The organism is Streptomyces sp. CB01580, assembly GCF_001905795.1.
Classification (GTDB): Bacteria; Actinomycetota; Actinomycetes; order Streptomycetales; family Streptomycetaceae; genus Streptomyces.
The window spans coordinates 130,781-148,887 of record NZ_LIXJ01000013.1 but is presented as its reverse complement, the minus strand read 5'-3'; the positions used below and the strand labels follow the sequence as shown (position 1 = coordinate 148,887).

13 protein-coding genes are annotated in these 18,107 nt (G+C 72.3%); 5 read left to right on the top strand and 8 right to left on the bottom strand.

Annotation, left to right across the window (positions count from 1 at the left end; translation table 11 throughout):
- Nucleotides 1-16: 16 nt before the first annotated feature.
- Together AMK22_RS20270 and AMK22_RS20265 are read right to left on the bottom strand one after the other, a co-directional pair.
- Complete coding sequence (locus AMK22_RS20270) at nt 17-2,929, bottom strand: protein kinase (RefSeq protein ID WP_073786915.1); 2,913 nt, start codon at nt 2,927-2,929, stop codon at nt 17-19.
- A 181-nt stretch (nt 2,930-3,110) separates the two neighbouring features.
- Nucleotides 3,111-5,132 carry a serine/threonine-protein kinase gene (locus AMK22_RS20265; RefSeq protein ID WP_073786913.1) on the bottom strand — a complete coding sequence of 674 codons (2,022 nt, stop codon included), beginning with the start codon at nt 5,130-5,132 and terminating at the stop codon, nt 3,111-3,113.
- Between the two features lie 194 nt (nt 5,133-5,326).
- Between AMK22_RS20265 and AMK22_RS20260 the strand changes: the two genes are divergently transcribed.
- Nucleotides 5,327-6,433 (top strand): serine hydrolase domain-containing protein, encoded by a 1,107-nt coding sequence (locus AMK22_RS20260; protein WP_073786911.1) that lies wholly within the window; start codon nt 5,327-5,329, stop codon nt 6,431-6,433.
- A gap of 59 nt (nt 6,434-6,492) precedes the next feature.
- On the opposite strand, the gene AMK22_RS20255 is transcribed toward AMK22_RS20260, so the two are convergent.
- Nucleotides 6,493-8,199: a glycerol-3-phosphate dehydrogenase/oxidase gene (locus AMK22_RS20255; RefSeq protein ID WP_073786909.1), complete on the bottom strand. Its 1,707-nt coding sequence runs from the start codon at nt 8,197-8,199 to the stop codon at nt 6,493-6,495.
- 318 nt (nt 8,200-8,517) lie between these two features.
- On the opposite strand from AMK22_RS20255, the gene AMK22_RS20250 reads away from it, so the two are divergent.
- Together AMK22_RS20250 and AMK22_RS20245 are read left to right on the top strand one after the other, a co-directional pair.
- Nucleotides 8,518-9,780: a nucleotide sugar dehydrogenase gene (locus AMK22_RS20250; RefSeq protein WP_073786907.1), complete on the top strand. Its 1,263-nt coding sequence runs from the start codon at nt 8,518-8,520 to the stop codon at nt 9,778-9,780.
- 136 nt (nt 9,781-9,916) lie between these two features.
- The gene (locus AMK22_RS20245) at nt 9,917-10,495 is read left to right on the top strand and encodes a hypothetical protein (protein ID WP_073786905.1); all 579 of its coding nucleotides are present in this window, start codon (nt 9,917-9,919) and stop codon (nt 10,493-10,495) included.
- A 152-nt stretch (nt 10,496-10,647) separates the two neighbouring features.
- Here the strand turns inward: AMK22_RS20245 and AMK22_RS20240 are convergent, their stop codons facing one another.
- From AMK22_RS20240 to AMK22_RS20225, 4 genes are all read right to left on the bottom strand, one after another.
- Nucleotides 10,648-11,772: a GuaB3 family IMP dehydrogenase-related protein gene (locus tag AMK22_RS20240; RefSeq protein ID WP_073786904.1), complete on the bottom strand. Its 1,125-nt coding sequence runs from the start codon at nt 11,770-11,772 to the stop codon at nt 10,648-10,650.
- Between the two features lie 309 nt (nt 11,773-12,081).
- Nucleotides 12,082-13,587 (bottom strand): IMP dehydrogenase, encoded by a 1,506-nt coding sequence (gene guaB / locus AMK22_RS20235; RefSeq protein ID WP_073786902.1) that lies wholly within the window; start codon nt 13,585-13,587, stop codon nt 12,082-12,084.
- 253 nt (nt 13,588-13,840) lie between these two features.
- Nucleotides 13,841-14,416 carry a sigma-70 family RNA polymerase sigma factor gene (locus AMK22_RS20230; RefSeq protein ID WP_073786900.1) on the bottom strand — a complete coding sequence of 192 codons (576 nt, stop codon included), beginning with the start codon at nt 14,414-14,416 and terminating at the stop codon, nt 13,841-13,843.
- Between the two features lie 315 nt (nt 14,417-14,731).
- Nucleotides 14,732-15,343 carry a response regulator transcription factor gene (locus tag AMK22_RS20225; protein WP_003948568.1) on the bottom strand — a complete coding sequence of 204 codons (612 nt, stop codon included), beginning with the start codon at nt 15,341-15,343 and terminating at the stop codon, nt 14,732-14,734.
- 422 nt (nt 15,344-15,765) lie between these two features.
- Between AMK22_RS20225 and AMK22_RS20220 the strand changes: the two genes are divergently transcribed.
- Nucleotides 15,766-16,104 carry a WhiB family transcriptional regulator gene (locus tag AMK22_RS20220; protein ID WP_073786897.1) on the top strand — a complete coding sequence of 113 codons (339 nt, stop codon included), beginning with the start codon at nt 15,766-15,768 and terminating at the stop codon, nt 16,102-16,104.
- Between the two features lie 208 nt (nt 16,105-16,312).
- On the opposite strand, the gene AMK22_RS20215 is transcribed toward AMK22_RS20220, so the two are convergent.
- Complete coding sequence (locus tag AMK22_RS20215; protein ID WP_073786895.1) at nt 16,313-17,203, bottom strand: LysR family transcriptional regulator; 891 nt, start codon at nt 17,201-17,203, stop codon at nt 16,313-16,315.
- Between the two features lie 212 nt (nt 17,204-17,415).
- Here AMK22_RS20215 and AMK22_RS20210 point away from each other — a divergent pair, with 212 nt between their 5' ends.
- Nucleotides 17,416-18,105, top strand: coding sequence for an MOSC domain-containing protein (locus AMK22_RS20210; RefSeq protein ID WP_073786893.1), 690 nt, complete (start codon nt 17,416-17,418; stop codon nt 18,103-18,105).
- Nucleotides 18,106-18,107: the final 2 nt, after the last annotated feature.

Here is an 18,107-nt window from a genome sequence, read left to right as displayed (position 1 = left end):
GGCGGACCGGAAGGGCTCAGCGCGTCACCCGGTAGGAGCCGACGGCCTGTTGGTAGATGTCCGAGACCTCGTCGCGCCGGTTCTCCGGGCCGATGACCTGGACCACGTGGTACCGGCCGTCGACGATCATCGCGAGATTACGGGCGTACACCTCACGGCCGTTCGCGTCCTGCCAGGTGAACTGGCCCTCGGCCATGGTCTGCCGGCCGACGTCGATCCGGCGCAGCCCGCTCGATCCCGACCAGCCGGACTCGCGGAACGGCCGCAACTCCCGTTCCTTGTCCGCCTGGTACGCCAGGGGGTCGGCGCCTTCGGTCTCGGCCGAGTCGCGCCCGGGAACGACGAGCAGGGTGAAACCGTCGCCCTCGTAACGGATCTGACGGTCCGCGTTGGCGGGGGTGCGCCGCCAGCTCTTGAGGACGCCGACCTCGAAGCCCTCCGGGTCCTCGCGCAGGACGTATCCGGCGGCGAGGGCCACGGCGGAGCGGGTGGTCTGGGGCTGCTGGGCGCCGCCGGGCCGCGCGGAGGACTGGTCGCCCGATGGCTCCGTGCCGCCCCGCGGCGCGCCGGACGCCGACGTGTCCGGGCCGCCGGTGCCGGGTTCGGCGCCGTTCCTGTCGTCCGTCTTGGGCATGAACAGCACGGCGTATCCGACGGCGGCGGCCAGGGCCAGCAGGATCAGCACCAGGAGGAGCCGTCCGAGCCGCCTCGGCGAGCGTGCCTCGCCGTACGGTGAACCGGGCGGCGGGGTGCGCAGCGCCTTGGGGCCCTTGGGTTCGCGCGGCGCCCGGGCCGTCCGGGGCGCCTTCTCCGGCCGGGGGACCTGCTCCTCGCGGGGCGGCCCGGTGCGCTCAGGCCGTTCGCGGGTGTGCCGGTGGCGGCCGTGGGCCGCGCCCCGGCCGAAGCGGCGCCTGCGGACCAGTTCGCCGCGGCGGCGCACGACGGGGAGCCGGGCGGCATCGGCGGACGGCAGCGGCACGACGTCCAGACCGGCCTCGGGTTCGGGCGCGGACCGCACGAGGGAACGCAGCCAGCCGCTCAGTTCCTCGACGTCCGGCCGGTCGGTGGGGTCCTGGCGCAGCAGCGACTCCACGACGGGGCGCAGCGGACCGCACTCCTCGGCGAAGGCGGGCGGTTCCCCGCACACCATCTGGACCAGTTCGGCGGCGTTCTCCTCGGGGTACGGGGCGTGGCCCTGGACGGCGCGGTAGAGCAGCGCGCCGAGCGCCCAGAGGTCGGTGGCGGGGCCGATCGGCGGGGCCAGCCGCCAGTTCTCGTGTATGGGCCCGCCCTGTTCGGGCGCCCAGCGCTCGGTGACCGCGCCGACGACGGCGATGCGGGCCTGCCGGGCGCGTTCGGCGGCGAGCGGGGTGCCGGGGCCCCGGTACGAGGTGTCTTCGCCATGCCCGCTCGTCACGAGGTCGTCCCAGTGGCCGGGGTGGTGCTCCTGCCCCGAGCGGTGTGCCGGGAGCGCCGGGACCGGGCCCCGGGTGTCCGGGGGCGCGGCGGACTCGCCGGTGCCTCCGGCGGGGACGGGGCGGCCGTGCTCCGGGCCGTCGCTCCAAATGCCGGCGAGGTGCATCCGGCGGGCGGGGGGCAGCAGTCCGTCCTCGTCCCCGTCGTCGTGACCGGTGCCGTCGTGGTCGTCGTAGCCGTCGGCCTCGTCGCCGTACGCGTCGCCGTACGAGGCCTTGGCGTGCGGGTCCTCGGCGTACAGGGCGTTGGCGTATGCGCCGCGGCTGTACGGACCGTCGGCGTACGGGTCCGCGGTGTCCGGGTGGTCGTCCGGCCGGGCGGGACGTCGGACGGGGAGCGGAGCCGTGTCCTCCGCGTCACCGGAGGACTCCCCCGTACCGGCGCCGTGTCGCTCCTCGCTGATCCGGGCGGCGGCGCGGGCCCCCTCGCGGTGGGCGGCGACGGCCCCGGCGCGCTCTGCCCGCGACCGCTCGGTGCCGTCCTCCCCGGGCGCGGGCGCCGGGAGCTCGGGGCCCACCGGCCGCCCCACGGCCTCCGGCTCACCGGCCGCACCGCTCCACGCGTCGCGCCGGAACGCGTCTCCGCGCCCGGCGTCGTCGCCGTCCCGATCCCCGTGCGCGTCGCCGTCTGCGTACGCGTACGTGTCGTGGTCACCATCGGCCTCGTGGGCCTCGTCGTCCGCGTCCTCGTACGCGTCGTCGGCGTCACCGGCCGTCCGGCCCTTCTCGACGGACACCGGTCCGGGCGAGGCCGGCGGCTCCGCCGGGGGCGGCGGCAGGGACGGCCGGGGCGGGGCGAACACCCCGGCCGGATCCGTCCCGCCCGCCGGGCGGCCGTAGGAGAGTTCCTCCTCGTCGTCCGGCCGGGGCGTCGACACGTACCCGCAGAGCGCCTCCTCCGCCGCCCCGGCAGCCAGGCCGGTCAGTACGACGCGTCCGTCGTCGCAGATCAGCACCGTGCGGACGGTGATGTTGCGATGGGTCCAGCCATGGGCGTGCAGCACCCGCAGCGCGGTCAGCACGTCGGAGCCGATCTCGGCGGCGCGGAACGGGTCGAGCGGACGCTCCGCGAGCAGCGCCGCGAGCGGGCGGGCCGCGACGAACTCGCTCACGATCCAGAGCGATCCGGCCTCCGTGAACACGTCGAAGACCTGGTCGAGTCTGGGGTGGTCGGGGATCCGGGCCGCCGCCTGCGCCGCCTCGACGGCCCGCCGCACCGCCGGGTCCTGGGGACGCCGCACGGCCCGCCCGGTGACCTGCCGGAACGAGGGCACCGGGCCCTCGGCGTCGATCACCTCGGCGTCCACCACCTCGGGCAGCGGCACCTGACGGATCAGCACCTCCTGCCCGCTGTAGGTGTCGAACGCCCGGGTCTCGACCAATTCGTACTCGTCGGACGGAGGCAGCGGAAGGCGGTAGCGGTCGGCGAGCACCCGACCCGTGTAGTCGTTCACGACGCCTCCCCAGAGCGTGCCTACCCCCGGCCATGAAGACCACTCGCACACGTCAACCACGTGCGCTCGGCGTGCGGTTGACCGACCGTCCCATCGTGTACGGTCTCAGGCTCTCACGATACGTGGCGCGTGACAGCACCGCGCCGGGGGCGGCACATCCCGGCGCTCCCCCGCCCGCGGGTCAGTCGGTGGGCTCGAAGGTGCCGAGCGCGGTGTCGCGCAGGTTCCGGCACTCCTCGTCGTCCCATTCGCCCGCCGGACAACTGATCATGATCGCGTAACCGTGCTTCGCGTCGACCTTGAATCCCCGGTTGAGCACACGGACCCGCTCGCCCTGCTGGACGCGCTCGAACTCCCAGTCGGCGACCGTCGGATAGCCGTTGTAGTCGACCTTCTTCACGCCCAGGTGGCGGTAGCCCTTGCTGGTGGCCGCGACACCGTTCTTCGCGGCGTTCCAGGCCGCCGCCGCGTCACCGCCGGGCGAATCGGTGTAGTCGACCTGGAGGCGCGGGAATCCGCCGTCGGTGTTGTAGATGGCACCTGAGTTGCTGCCGGCCGTACGGTCGAACCGGAAGTCCTCGGGCATCGCGATGGAGAAGTGGAACTTCTTGTTGGCGACGGCCTTGTAGCCGTCGGGCAGCGCGTCGTCCGGCTTGTCGTCCTTCGAACCATCCGTCCCCGTGTCCGGGCCGTCGCCCTGGCCCTTGTCCTGGCCCGCGCCCTTGTCCTGGTCCGGGGCGCCGCCGTCCGCGGGCTTGGCGCCGTCGCCGCTGTCGGCGTCCGGGGAACTGCCGGAGGCCCCGGCCGAGGTGACTTTGTCGTTCTTGCCGTTGCCGGCGCTCGCGTCCTTCTTGTCGTCGCCGTTGCCGAGCGTGAGCGCGAGGACCGTGGCGGCGACGGCGAGCACGATCACGGCCGCGATGATGGCCAGGGTGCGGCGCGGCACCACGTCCGTGAGGGACGCGCGGGGCGGGGCGGCCGGGGACGTGGCCTGGCGCTGCGGCGGTACGGCGGCGGTGGCCGCGCCTCCTGCCACGCCCGCCCTCTTCGCCGCTCCCGCCGCCCGCGAGGGGGACGCGGCGGGCTTCGCGGACGGCCGGGCGCCGTTCGCCGGAGCGGCGGGCGGCGGCACCGAGGGCGTGGGCGGGGCGGTGGCCGGGGTCGCGGCGGCGGCCGGTGCCGCTTTCGCGCCCCGCACGGAACGCAGGGCGCCCCGCAGCCGGTCGCGGGTGCCCTCGCCCGGCTCACCGGACTTCGTTGCCGACCGGCCGCCGCCCTCGGCGGACTTCCCGGGCAGCGCCATGGTCCGGGTGGCCTCGGCGGGCGGCGGCACCACCGGTTCCGGCTTCTCGGGTGCGTGGATCACGTCGTCGAGCAGGGCGCGCGCCCCCGCGTCGTCGAGCCGCTGGTCGGGGTCCTTGGCCAGCAGGCCGTAGATGACCTCCTTGAGCGGACCGGCGTTCTTCGGCGGGTCGAGCGGCGCGGTCATCACCGCGGTCAGGGTGGCGATGGCCGACCCCTTGTCGTACGGCGGGGTCCCCTCGACGCTCGCGTACAGCAGGCCACCGAGCGACCACAGGTCTGCGGGCGGTCCCGGCTTGTGCCCCCGCGCGCGCTCCGGCGAGATGTACGAGGGCGCGCCGACGAGCATGCCGGTCGAGGTGACGGACGGGTCGCCCTCGACCTGAGCGATGCCGAAGTCGGTCAGCACGACCCGGCCGTCCTCGGCGATCAGTACGTTGGACGGCTTCACGTCGCGGTGCAGGATGCCCTCGCGGTGCGCCGAGCGCAGCACGTCGAGGATCGCGAGGCCGACCTCGGCGGCGCGCCTCGGAGTCAGTACGCCGTCCTCGCGGATGGCCTCGGCGAGGGACTTGCCCTCGATCAGCTCCATCACGATCCACGGCCGGTCGTCCTCGTCGACCACGTCGTAGACCGTCACCGCGCCGTTGTTGCGGATCCTGGCGATCGCCTTGGCCTCGCGCAGCGTGCGCGTGATCAGACGGCGCTTCTCGTCCTCGTCGATGGCCGAGGGAAACCGCAGTTCCTTGACCGCGACCGTACGCCCCAGCGTCTCGTCGACGGCACGCCAGACCGTGCCCATACCGCCCCGACCGAGCACCGCCCCGAGCCGGTACCGCCCCGCGAGAAGACGTCCGTCCTTGTCCCGTTGGGGCTCTTGTGCCTGCTCCGCCTCCGACATGCGTCCCCTCTGCGATCAACCCGCCCTGGCAGAGCGTTCATTGTCCCTCACCCCGGGACCGGTCCTGGTGCCGGGTCCGCGGGCCCGGCCATGTCGCCGGTCCACGGGCCGGTCATGGTGCCAGGTCAGCGCCCCGGTCGGGTGCCCGGTCCACGGACCCGTCATGATGTGCCCCGAGGAAGGGAATCCCCGCCATGCCGACACTCCGGGCGCTGTTCTCCGTCCCGTTGCTGCTGGCGCTGCTGGGACTGGGCACGACGCCCCTGCACAGGGAACCACACCTCACCCCCGCGGCTTCCCACCTTCCCCGGCTTGTCGCCCAGGGCGGCGCTCCTGCGGCGGCATTGCTGACCGGTCGTGCCTCCTCGGCACCGTACGGCACCTTCCGCTCGACGGGGCCCGGCATCCGCAGGGTGGACCGGTTCCGGGCCGGCAGCATCACCAAGACCTTCGTCGCCACGGTCGTGCTCCAACTCGCCCGGGAGAAGCGGCTGCGGCTGTCGGACTCCGTCGACCGGCTGCTGCCCGGCCTGATCCGGGGCAACGGCAACGACGGCCGCCGCATCACCCTGCGGGCCCTGCTCAATCACACCAGTGGCCTCCCCGACTACACCGCCGACTCCCCGCCCCTGCCCGTCTCCGCCGGTTCCCCCCTCCGGCCGCCGTCCGCCGTCGACACGGTCCGCATCGCCCTGTCCCACCGGCCGACGAACGCCCCCGGCCGCTACACCTACTCCAACACCAACTACGTCGTCCTCGGGCTCGTCGTCCGGCGCGTCACGGGCCACGACTACGCCGAGGAGATCCGCCGACGCATCATCACCCCCCTGCGCCTCACCGGCACATCCCTGCCGGGCTCCCGGACCTCGCTGCCCTCACCGCACGGCCGGGGCTTCACGCGCGACCCGGCCGACGGCTCCCTCCGCGACGTCACCGCACTGGACCCGCGCACCGCGGGTGCGGCCGGGGAACTGATCTCCACGCTCGACGACCTGAACCGCTTCTACGCGGCCCTGCTCGGCGGCCGTCTCCTCGCTCCCGCCCAGCTCGCGGACCTGTTCGACACCTCCGCCACGCGCGGCGTCTACGGCCTGGGCGTCTATCCCCAGAAGCTCTCCTGCGGCGTCACCGTCTGGGGTCACAACGGGCACATCCCGGGCAGCTACGTCCGGACCGCGGCCACCCCCGGGGGCCGCCACATCCTGACGTTCCGGGTCGACACGGACAGCCTGGCCGACACACCGGAACTCGAACGGGCGCTGCTCGAAGCGGAATTCTGCCCCGGCGCGCACGGCGGCTGAGCCCGCCCCGCCCCGCCGCAGGCGGACGTGTGACGACGGGGCCTGGGGCGGGACAGCCCTCAGAGGGGCACGATGTCCGGCGCGCCGAGCCGTGCCGCGTCCGCCGTGAGGTCGTCCGGCTGACGCTGCGACTCCCGTTCCGCCTGCACCCGCTTCTCGTAGTGCTCGACCTCCCGGTCGATCTGCCGCTCGTCCCAGCCCAGCACCGGCGCCATCAGCTCCGCGCAGAGCCGGGCGCTGCGCGTGCCCCGGTCGAAGGTCTCGATGGAGATCCGGGTACGCCGGGTCAGGACGTCGTCGAGGTGCCGGGCGCCCTCGTGCGAGGCGGCGTAGACGATCTCGGCCTTCAGGTAGTCGTCGGCGGCGGGCAGCGGCTCGCCCAGGACCGGGTCGGCGGCGATCAGTTCCAGGATCTCCTCCGTCAGGGAGCCGTAGCGGTTGAGCAGATGCTCGACGCGGACGACGTGCAGTCCCGTCCGGACGGCGATCCGCGCGCGGGCGTTCCACAGCGCCCGGTACCCCTCGGCGCCCAGCAGCGGGACGTCCTCCGTGACGCATTCCGCCACCCGCTGGTCGAGACCGTGCACCGCCTCGTCCACGGCGTCCTTCGCCATCACCCGGTACGTGGTGTACTTGCCGCCCGCCACGACGACGAGGCCCGGCAGCGGATGCGCCACCGTGTGCTCGCGCGAGAGCTTGCTGGTCGCCTCCGACTCGCCGGCCAGCAGCGGGCGCAGCCCCGCATAGACGCCCTGGACGTCGTCCCTGGTCAGCGGGGTGGCCAGCACGCTGTTGACGTGTTCGAGGAGGTAGTCGATGTCGGCGCTGGACGCCGCCGGGTGCGCCTTGTCCAGGTCCCAGTCGGTGTCGGTCGTCCCGATGATCCAGTGCCGTCCCCACGGGATGACGAAGAGAACGGACTTCTCGGTCCGCAGGATCAGGCCGGTCGAGGAGTGGACGCGGTCCTTCGGCACGACCAGGTGGATTCCCTTGGACGCCCGGACGTGGAACAGTCCGCGCTCCCCGATCAGCGCCTGGGTGTCGTCCGTCCACACGCCGGTCGCGTTCACCACCTGCTTGGCCCTGACCTCGTACTCCCCTCCCGCCTCGACGTCCTGCACCCGGACGCCGACGACCCGTTCGCCCTCCCGGAGGAAGCCGGTCACCCGCGCCCGGTTCGCCACCCGGGCGCCGTACGCGGCGGCGGTGCGCACCAGCGTCGCCGTGTAGCGGGCGTCGTCCATCTGTGCGTCGTAGTACTGCAACGCCCCGACCAGGGCGTCCTTCCGCAGCGCCGGGGCGACCCGCAGCGCGTTGCGGCGGGAGAGGTGCCGGTGGACGGGCAGACCGCGGCCGTGTCCCGACGACACCGACATCGCGTCGTAGAGCGCCACGCCGGAGCCCGCGTAGAACCGCTCCCAGCCCTTGTGCCGCAGCGGGTAGAGGAACGGCACGGGCTTCACCAGATGCGGGGCCAGCCGCTGGAGGAGCAGTCCGCGCTCCTTCAGGGCCTCCCGGACGAGCGCGAAGTCCAGCATCTCCAGATACCGCAGCCCGCCGTGGATCAGCTTGCTCGACCGGCTCGACGTGCCCGAGGCCCAGTCGCGCGCCTCGACCAGGCCGGTCGAGAGCCCTCTCGTCGCCGCGTCCAGCGCCGTACCGGCGCCGACCACGCCCGCCCCCACGACCAGCACGTCCAGCTCGCGCTCGGCCATGGCGGCGAGCGCCTCGACGCGATCCGCGGGTCCCAGTGTCGCTGTCCTCACTGCTGCCTCCCGGGTGGCTCGGGCTGGTCCGGCGCGGGACGCGGCCCGACCGATCGGTCGGACGCCCCGGCCCACCCCTCGATTCTGTCCGCCGTCCATGACTTCGGCCACCGCCTGTGGACAACCGCGGACGACAGCGGGGCGGCACAGGCCTCGCGACACCTTACAAATGCTGCATATAGGTCATATTTACGCCTAGTCTGACATTGCGCTGTCCCCAGCGGTTGCGCTTTCTGCTCTCATGGTCGTGTACCGGCCGGTTACACGGAGGACGCCGACCTCCGTTCCCCGCCCGGTCCGAGGGAAGGACGGTCCCATATGCCCGCAGACCTCGCTGTCATCGGACTCGGCCACCTCGGCCTGCCCCTCGCACAGGCCGCCGTGGCCGCCGGCATCGAAACCGTCGGCTACGACACCGATCCGCGCGCCCACGCCGAACTCGCCGCCGGCCGCACCCCCGTCGAGGGCTCCCTCACCGCGTCGGACGTCCGCCGGATGCTCTCGGGGGGCTTCCGGCCCACCACCGACCCGGCCGAACTCGGCCGGGTCCGCACCGCGGTCATCTGCGCCCCCACCCCGCTCGCCGCCGACCGCACGCTCGACCTCGCCGCGCTCACCGACGCCACCCGCGCGCTCGCCGCCCGGCTGCGCCCCCACACCACCGTGCTGGTGGAGTCGGCCGTACAGCCCGGCACCACCGAGGGTCACATCCGGCCGCTCCTCGAAGAGGGCTCGGGACTGCGCGCCGGACGGGACTTCCACCTCGCCCACGCGCCGAGCCGCCTCGACCCCGGCAACCGGACCCACGTCCACGCCAACACCCCCAGGGTCATCGGCGGCCTCACCCCCGTCTGCACCGAGTCCGCCGCCGCCTTCTACGGACGGCTCACCGACAAGGTGGTCCGCGCCCGCGGGCTGCGCGAGGCCGAGATGACGAAGGTGCTGGAGACCAACTTCCGGCACGTCAACATCGCCCTCGTGAACGAGATGGCGGTGCTCTGCCACGACCTCGGAGTCGACCTGTGGGACGTCATCCGGTGCGCCGAGACCAAGCCCTTCGGCTTCCAGGCGTTCCGCCCGGGGCCCGGCGTCGGCGGACACGGCGTCCCCGTCGACCCGGGACGCCTCCCGTACCACAGCCGCACCCCCGGCCACCCGCTGCGCATGGTCGCGCTCGCCCAGGAGATCAACGACCGGATGCCGCAGTACGTGATCCAGCGCTGCGCCACCCTGCTGAACGAGCACGGCAAGTCGGTGCGCAGCGCCCGCGTGCTGCTCCTCGGCGTCACCTACAAGCCCGACCTCGCCGACCAGGAGGCGTCCGCCGCCCGGGAGATCGCCTCCCGGCTGCTCGACATGGGTGCGCAGATCGGCTACCACGACCCGTACGTCCTGGACTGGCGGGTACGCGACCTCCCCGTCCCACGCGCCGACTCGCTGTACGAGGCCGCGTCGAACGCCGACCTCACGCTGCTGCTCCAGCACCACCGCACATACGACCTCCAGGGTCTCGCCGTGAAGGCCCAACTGCTCCTGGACACCCGGGGCGCGACCCCGGCGGGGGCCGCGCACCGACTGTGAACCAGGCATTCCGGGAGGGGGCTGCGGGAGCTTCGAGGTCTTCGGGGTTTTCGGTAGGCGATGTCATAGCCGACTGCTAGCCTGCGGCGTCACTTCTCGCACAATCGTGCGCTTCCGCTCCAAGGGGGATCCCACCATGAGCCAGCCCGTGCCGCCGCCGAACCAGCAGCCCGGCGCCCAGCCCGTCGACGGCAACCCGTACGCGGGCCAGCAGCCCGGGGCCCCGACGGGCAACCCGTTCGCCGGTCAGCAGCCCGGCGCCTACGGCCAGCCCGCCCCCGCGTTCGGCGGCGCGCCCTTCGCCCCGCCGGCGCCGCCCCGCGACAAGGTGGCCCTCGGCCTCGTCGCGGCCGTGGTCGCCGCGCTCGTCGGTGCCTTCCTCTACGGCGTCATCGCTGGAGCGATCGAGCGCGAGGTCGGCTACATCGCCATCGGCGTCGGCTTCCTCGTCGGCTTCGCGGCGAGCAAGGTCGGCGGGCGCAACCCGATCCTGCCCGTCGTCAGCGCCGTCCTGTCCGTGGGCGCCGTCTACCTCGGCCAGCTGATCGGCATCTCGATCATCCTGTCCGACCTGATCCACCAGTCCGCGTCCACCCTCTTCATCGACCACTTCGACGTGCTGACGAAGGCGTGGGGCGAGGGCTCGGACTTCATGACCTACGTCTTCCTGCTGCTCGGCGCCGTGGCGGCCTTCGGTGGCGCCAAGAAGGCGTGACCGGGACGGCGTTCCCACGAAGGCCTGATCAAAAGGGCGTGATCGAAAAGGCGCGCCCCGCCGGACATGGGCGAAGGCCCCGGAACCCACGTGCGGTTCCGGGGCCTTCGCCCATGTGTACCCGCCGGAAGCCACCGGCGGACACGAGACGGTCAGCGACGGTGCTGCGAGTCCGCCACCGTCACCTCGACGCGCTGGAACTCCTTGAGTTCGCTGTACCCCGTCGTCGCCATCGCCCGGCGCAGCGCGCCGAAGATGTTCATCGAGCCGTCCGGCGAGTGCGAGGGACCGGTGAGGACCTCCTCGGTCGTACCGACGGAACCGAGGTCCACCAGCTTGCCGCGCGGCACGTCCTCGTGGACGGCCTCCATGCCCCAGTGCCGACCGCGGCCCGGCGCGTCCGTCGCACGGGCCAGCGGGGAGCCGATCATCACGGCGTCCGCACCGCAGGCGATGGCCTTCGGCAGGTCGCCGGACCAGCCGACGCCGCCGTCCGCGATCACGTGCACGTACCGGCCGCCCGACTCGTCCATGTAGTCGCGGCGGGCCCCGGCCACATCGGCGACCGCCGTCGCCATCGGCACCTGGATGCCGAAGACGTTGCGCGTGGTGTGCGCGGCGCCCCCGCCGAAACCGACGAGCACACCGGCCGCACCGGTACGCATCAGGTGCAGGGCGGCGGTGTACGTGGCGCAGCCGCCGACGATCACCGGGACGTCCAGCTCGTAGATGAACTGCTTGAGGTTGAGCGGCTCGGCCGCACCCGACACGTGCTCGGCGGAGACCGTCGTACCGCGGATGACGAAGATGTCCACACCCGCGTCGACGACCGCCTTGGAGAACTGGGCGGTGCGCTGCGGGGAGAGCGCCGCGGCGGTGACGACCCCGGCGTCGCGCACCTCCTTGATGCGCTGCCCGATCAGTTCCTCCTGGATCGGGGCGGCGTAGATCTCCTGGAGACGGCGGGTGGCGGACTCGGCCGGCATCTCGGCGATCTCGTCCAGCAGCGGCTGCGGGTCCTCGTACCGGGTCCACAGCCCTTCCAGGTTGAGGACACCGAGACCGCCCAGCTCACCGATGCGGATCGCGGTCTGCGGGGAGACCACCGAGTCCATGGGGGCGGCCAGGAACGGCAGCTCGAAGCGGTAGGCGTCGATCTGCCAGGCGATCGAGACCTCCTTCGGGTCGCGGGTTCGGCGGCTCGGAACGACGGCGATGTCGTCGAACGCGTATGCCCGGCGGCCGCGCTTGCCGCGCCCGATCTCGATCTCAGTCACGATGGTGTGGCCTTTCCCTCTATGTCTGCGCTGTCCAGTATCCCCGACACACGGCAAAGGGGCGGCCCCGGGAGTTCCCGGACCCCACTGGTCGCCCAGCGGGGCCGGAAAAAGCCCGGGTCCGCCCCTCGGGACGTCGGCGCGCGTTACGACCCTGCCCACGATCGCCAGCGGCGTCGCGGTGTCCGGGGTCTCCGCCTCCGGCGTTGTCGTCGGTCACCGACGCTCCGCGTCGACTCCCTCCTCCGCCTTGGATTCGAAGGCCCCAGACGCCGCTCCTTCTCCCACTGCCCATCGTGGGCAGGGTCGTTACTTCCTGCTGTAGTTGGGCGCCTCGACCGTCATCTGGATGTCGTGCGGGTGGCTCTCCTTGAGGCCCGCGGAGGTGATCCGGACGAACCGGCCGTTGGCCTGGAGCTCCGGCACGGTGCGGCCGCCGACGTAGAACATCGACTGGCGCAGACCGCCGGTGAGCTGGTGGACGACCGCGGAGAGCGGGCCGCGGTAGGGGACCTGGCCCTCGATGCCCTCGGGGACCAGCTTCTCGTCGGAGGCGACGCCCTCCTGGAAGTAGCGGTCCTTGGAGAACGACTTGCGGTCGCCGCGGGACTGCATCGCGCCGAGCGAACCCATGCCGCGGTACGACTTGAACTGCTTGCCGTTGATGAAGAGCAGCTCGCCCGGGGACTCCTCGCAGCCCGCGAGCAGCGAGCCGAGCATCACGGTGTCCGCGCCGGCCACCAGGGCCTTGGCGATGTCGCCGGAGTACTGCAGGCCGCCGTCGCCGATGACCGGGACGCCCGCCTCCTTCGCGGCGAGCGAAGCCTCGTAGATCGCGGTGACCTGCGGGACGCCGATACCGGCGACGACGCGGGTGGTGCAGATGGAACCGGGGCCGACGCCTACCTTGATGCCGTCGACACCGGCGTCGATCAGCGCCTGGGCGCCGTCGCGGGTGGCGATGTTGCCGCCGATGACGTCGACGCCGGACGCGTTCGACTTGATCTTGGCGACCATGTCGCCGACCAGCCGGGAGTGGCCGTGGGCGGTGTCCACGACGATGAAGTCGACGCCCGCCTCGATCAGCGCCTGGGCCCGCTCGAAGGCGTCCCCCGCGACACCGACGGCGGCGCCGACCAGCAGCCGGCCCTCCTTGTCCTTCGCGGCGTTCGGGTACTGCTCGGCCTTGACGAAGTCCTTGACGGTGATGAGGCCCTTGAGGACGCCCGCCTCGTCGACCAGCGGAAGCTTCTCGATCTTGTGACGGCGCAGCAGCTCCATGGCGTCCACGCCGGAGATGCCGACCTTGCCCGTGACCAGCGGCATCGGCGTCATGACCTCGCGCACCTGGCGCGAACGGTCCGGCTCGAACGCCATGTCGCGGTTGGTGACGATGCCGAGCAGCTTGCCGGCCGCGTCGGTGACCGGGACGCCGCTGATGCGGAACTTGGCGCACAGCTCGTCGGCGTCGTGCAGGGTCGCGTCCGGGTGCACCGTGATCGGGTCGGTGACCATGCCGGACTCGGAGCGCTTCACCAGGTCGACCTGGTTGGCCTGGTCGGCGATGGAGAGGTTGCGGTGGAGCACACCGGCGCCGCCCTGCCGGGCCATGGCGATCGCCATGCGGGCCTCGGTGACCTTGTCCATCGCGGCGGAGAGCAGCGGGATGTTCACCCGCACGTTCTTGGAGATGTACGAGGAGGTGTCGATCTGATCGGGCGCCATGTCGGACGCGCCGGGCAGCAGCAGCACGTCGTCGTATGTCAGCCCGAGCGTCGCGAATTTCTCGGGCACTCCGTCGACGTTTGCAGTCATGACACCTTCCCCAAATGGCCTTGATCGGTGCGGATGTCCATGCTAACGGCCTTCGCACGTGTCTCATTCCACGGGCAAGATCACCTACAGGTTCTGTAGGTTCGTACGGAACCGGAGCGGCACGGATCGTGCACGAACGGTACGCACGAGAGGCGCGGGACGTACGCGGAACCGTGACGGGAACGGGAACGGGAACGGGAACGGGAGCCGGGGCCGGAGCTGGGGCCGGGGAAATCCCGTCGTCCGACCCCGATCACTGCTCGGCGAGCGCCCGCAGCCTGCTCAGCGCACGGTGCTGGGCGACCCGGACGGCGCCCGGTGACATGCCCAGCATCTGCCCGGTCTCCTCGGCGGTCAGACCGACCGCGACCCGCAGCACGAGCAGCTCGCGCTGATTGTCGGGGAGGTTCGCCAGGAGCTTCTTGGCCCAGGCCGCGTCACTGCTGAGCAGCGCGCGCTCCTCGGGGCCGAGCGAGTCGTCGGGCCGCTCGGGCATCTCGTCGGAGGGCACTGCCGTGGACCCCGGGTGCCGCATGGCGGCCCGCTGGAGATCGGCCACCTTGTGGCCCGCGATGGCGAAGACGAAGGCTTCGAAGGGTCTGCCGGTGTCCTTGTAGCGCGGCAGCGCCATGAGCACCGCGACGCAGACCTCCTGCGCCAGGTCCTCGACGAAGTGGCGCGCGTCACCGGGCAGACGACTCAGCCGCGACCTGCAGTAACGCAGCGCGAGCGGGTGAACATGGGCCAGCAGATCATGGGTGGCCTGCGCATCGCCCTCGACGGCGCGGTGCACCAGTGCACCGATCACCGTCGTCTCGTCGTCGCGCATCGGACCATGGTGCCTCGGAGTCTCGTCTTCCGCTCCGCCGCGTCCGTAGTTGTGCACCGAAGCGTTATGAGCGGGTGCGCCGGAAGTCATGTCCTGCGCCCTCCCCTTCCGCTCGACCGAATCGTTCCCGAGGAACTCCACGTCTCAAGGATGCGGCATCGGCCGTGAAGCGTCACATGCCGTCGGCCCGGCGGACGCGGTCGGCCCGGCGGGCACCACCGGTGCGGCGGTGCCCGCCCCGCGCACGGCGGTCGCGACACCCCGCCCGCCGGAGCGCGGGCGGGGAGACGGTCGACCACCGGTCACGACCGGCCCTCAGCGGACCAGCCCCCAGCGGAAGCCGAGAGCGACGGCGTGGGCGCGGTCAGAGGCGCCGAGCTTCTTGAACAGACGCCTGGCGTGCGTCTTCACCGTGTCCTCGGAGAGGAACAGCTCACGGCCGATCTCGGCGTTCGAGCGACCGTGGCTCATCCCTTCGAGCACCTGGATCTCCCGCGCGGTGAGCGTGGGCGCGGCACCCATCTCGGCCGACCGCAGCCTGCGCGGCGCGAGCCGCCACGTCGGATCGGCCAGCGCCTGGGTGACGGTGGCCCGCAGCTCGGCGCGGGAGGCGTCCTTGTGGAGATAGCCGCGGGCACCGGCGGCGACCGCGAGCGCGACGCCGTCCAGGTCCTCGGCGACGGTCAGCATGATGATCCTGGCGCCGGGGTCGGCGGAGAGCAGCCGCCGGACCGTCTCCACACCCCCGAGACCAGGCATGCGTACGTCCATCAGAATCAGATCCGAACGGTCGGCGCCCCAGCGGCGGAGGACTTCCTCGCCGTTGGCCGCCGTCGTCACACGCTCGACGCCGGGCACGGTCGCGACCGCGCGACGGAGCGCCTCTCGGGCAAGCGGGGAGTCGTCGCAGACGAGGACGGATGTCATGGCCGCCCTCCGCAGCTGATGCGCGTCACCTTGAGCCTCCAGGCTGTTCACAAGTCGTCACCTGAGCGGTTGACGCTCTCGGACACCTGCCCGATCGCTTTTTCTGTCAACCACTTCCGCCCTCTCAACGATGGTCACTCGAAAGAGTTACGGGTTCGACGGCCAGGTTCGGCACTCTACGTGAGGAGGCGTGCACGGAGGAGAGCGACGCGGATCGTCCAGTCATCAACCGGTTCTTCATATGAAGGTATGCCCCATTTAGCGGGTCTTCTTCCCTTTTCCCGGTGTCTGTGGCTAGATTCGCAATCAGTCATATTTACATCTACTTGCACCGTGGATGTAAGTGTCATGGGCACAATCAAAATAGACGACACCGGACGACAACGACGTTTCCGACTCAGCATGGTTTGAGGGGACAAGCAATGGCAGATTTCTCCCGCCTTCCCGGACCCAACGCCGATCTGTGGGACTGGCAACTGTTGGCGGCCTGCCGCGGGGTCGACAGCTCGCTGTTCTTCCACCCCGAGGGTGAGCGCGGGGCGGCACGCAGCGCCCGCGAGAACTCGGCGAAAGAGGTCTGCATGCGATGCCCGGTACGTGCCGAGTGCGCGGCACACGCGCTGGCCGTACGGGAGCCCTACGGCGTGTGGGGCGGACTCACCGAGGACGAGCGTGAGGAGCTCATGGGGCGGGCCCGCAACCGTCTGATCGCGGCATCGGCGCCGTCGGGCGGCGTTCCGTCCCCGGCGGGGCACGGCTGATCCCGGCGGCCCGCACGGTCCATAAAGCAAATAACGTTTCTTCATCACCACCCGACCACCGAGGGAGGCCGGGTCACAGGCAGGCCCCGCGCCGGGTCGCGCACGCTTCCGAGCCACCCGGGCCCCCGGCACCGGTCACACGTGCGGCCTCCCGCGCCGCGTCAGGGGCAGCGCCCGGCCTGCGGGCGGGTCACGGGCGGTACCCCGGTCAGCGGGCGGCCGCCAGGGACAGCCGGTCCAGCGTGGCCGCCACGGCGGGCACCTGCGCCAGGTCGGGGAGGGTCAGGGCGACGATCTCGCGCTCGACGGCCGGTTCGACCGTGACGGTGCGGACCCCCTTGGTGCGTACCGACTCGATCGCCAGTTCCGGCAGCACCGCCACCCCGAGCCCGGCCCCCACCAGGCCGACGACCGCGGGGTAGTCGTCGGTGGCGAAATCGATCCGGGGCGTGAAGCCCGCCTCCTCGCAGACCTCCACCAACTGGCGCCGGCAGCGCGGACAGCCGGCGATCCACGACTCCTCGGCCAGCTCGGCGATGGTGACCGCCCCCGTACCGGACAGCCGGTGCGCCTCGGGGACCAGGCCGATCAGCCGGTCGGTGAGGAGCGGACGCACGACCAGGTCCTCCCATTCGGCGCCCGGAGCGCCGTAGCGGAATGCCAGCGCGATGTCGCAGTCGCCCTCGCGCAGCATCTCGACCGAACGCGGCGGCTCGGCCTCGACCAGGGAGACCCGGGTGCCGGGATGGGCCGCGCGCAGTGCCGCGAGGGCCCCGGGCACCAGGGTGGAACTGCCGCTGGGGAACGAGACGAGCCGGACCCGGCCGGCTCGCAGCCCGGCGATCGCGGCGACCTCCTCCTCCGCGGCGGTGAGCCCGGCCAGGATGCCCGAGGCATGCCGGACGAGGGCCTCGCCCGCCTGCGTGAGCCGCATCTCGCGTCCGGTGCGGATCAGCAGCGTGGTCCCGGCCGAGGACTCCAGGGCCTTCATCTGCTGGCTGACCGCGGGCTGGGTGCAGCCCAGTTCGCGGGCCGCGGCGGAGAACGAGCCGGTGGCGGCCACGGCGCGCAGAACACGGAGGTGACGGGCTTCGATCACCCCTCAACCATAAGCAACTCTTGGGAGAGGCGCTAATTGCCCAGGTGTACCTTTGGGACGGGACGGTTACGACCTCGCCCGAGGCGCATCCGGTGCGCACCCTGTGCGCGGCCCTGGTGGGGCGGGACGGCGGGGAGCGAAGGCCCGGGGCGGAAGAGGTGCCCCGGAGCGGAAAAAACATGAAGAGGCGGCGAAGGGGCGGTGGCAGGCCGATGAAGGTGCTGAGCGTGAACGTGGGACGGCCCAGGATCGTCGCCCACACCGACGCCCCGGGCGGAGCGACCGGCATCGGCAAGCGGCCGGTCGACGGTCCGGTGCGTGTCCTCGACCCCGGCCCCAAGGGCACCGGCGGCAGCGGCCTGGTCGGGGACGCGGTGTGCGACCTGCGCCATCACGGCGGCTCCGACCAGGCCGTGTACGCCTTCGGCCGCGAGGAGCTGGACGTCTGGGAACGGGAGACCGGCCGCCCGCTGCCCAACGGCACGTTCGGCGAGAACCTCACGACCAGTGGGGTGGACGTGAACGGCGCGAGGATCGGGGAGCGCTGGAGGATAGGCCCCGACCTGGTGCTGGAGGTCGCGTCGAGCCGGATCCCCTGCCGCACGTTCGCCGGGCACCTCGGCGAGAAGGGCTGGGTCAAGCGGTTCACGCGGGCGGCCGCCCCGGGCGCGTACCTGCGGGTGATCGCGCCGGGCGAGATCCGTGCCGGGGACCCGGTCGAGATCGTGCACCGGCCCGGCCACGACGTCACCGTACGGATGGAGTTCCAGGCGTCGACGACCCGGCGCGAACTGCTGCCCCGGCTGCTCGCGGCCCGCGACGCGCTGCATCCGGAGACCCTGCGCGCCGCCCTGAAGTACGTCGGACAGGGGCACGGGGAGCAGGGTTCGGCGGCCGGGTGAGC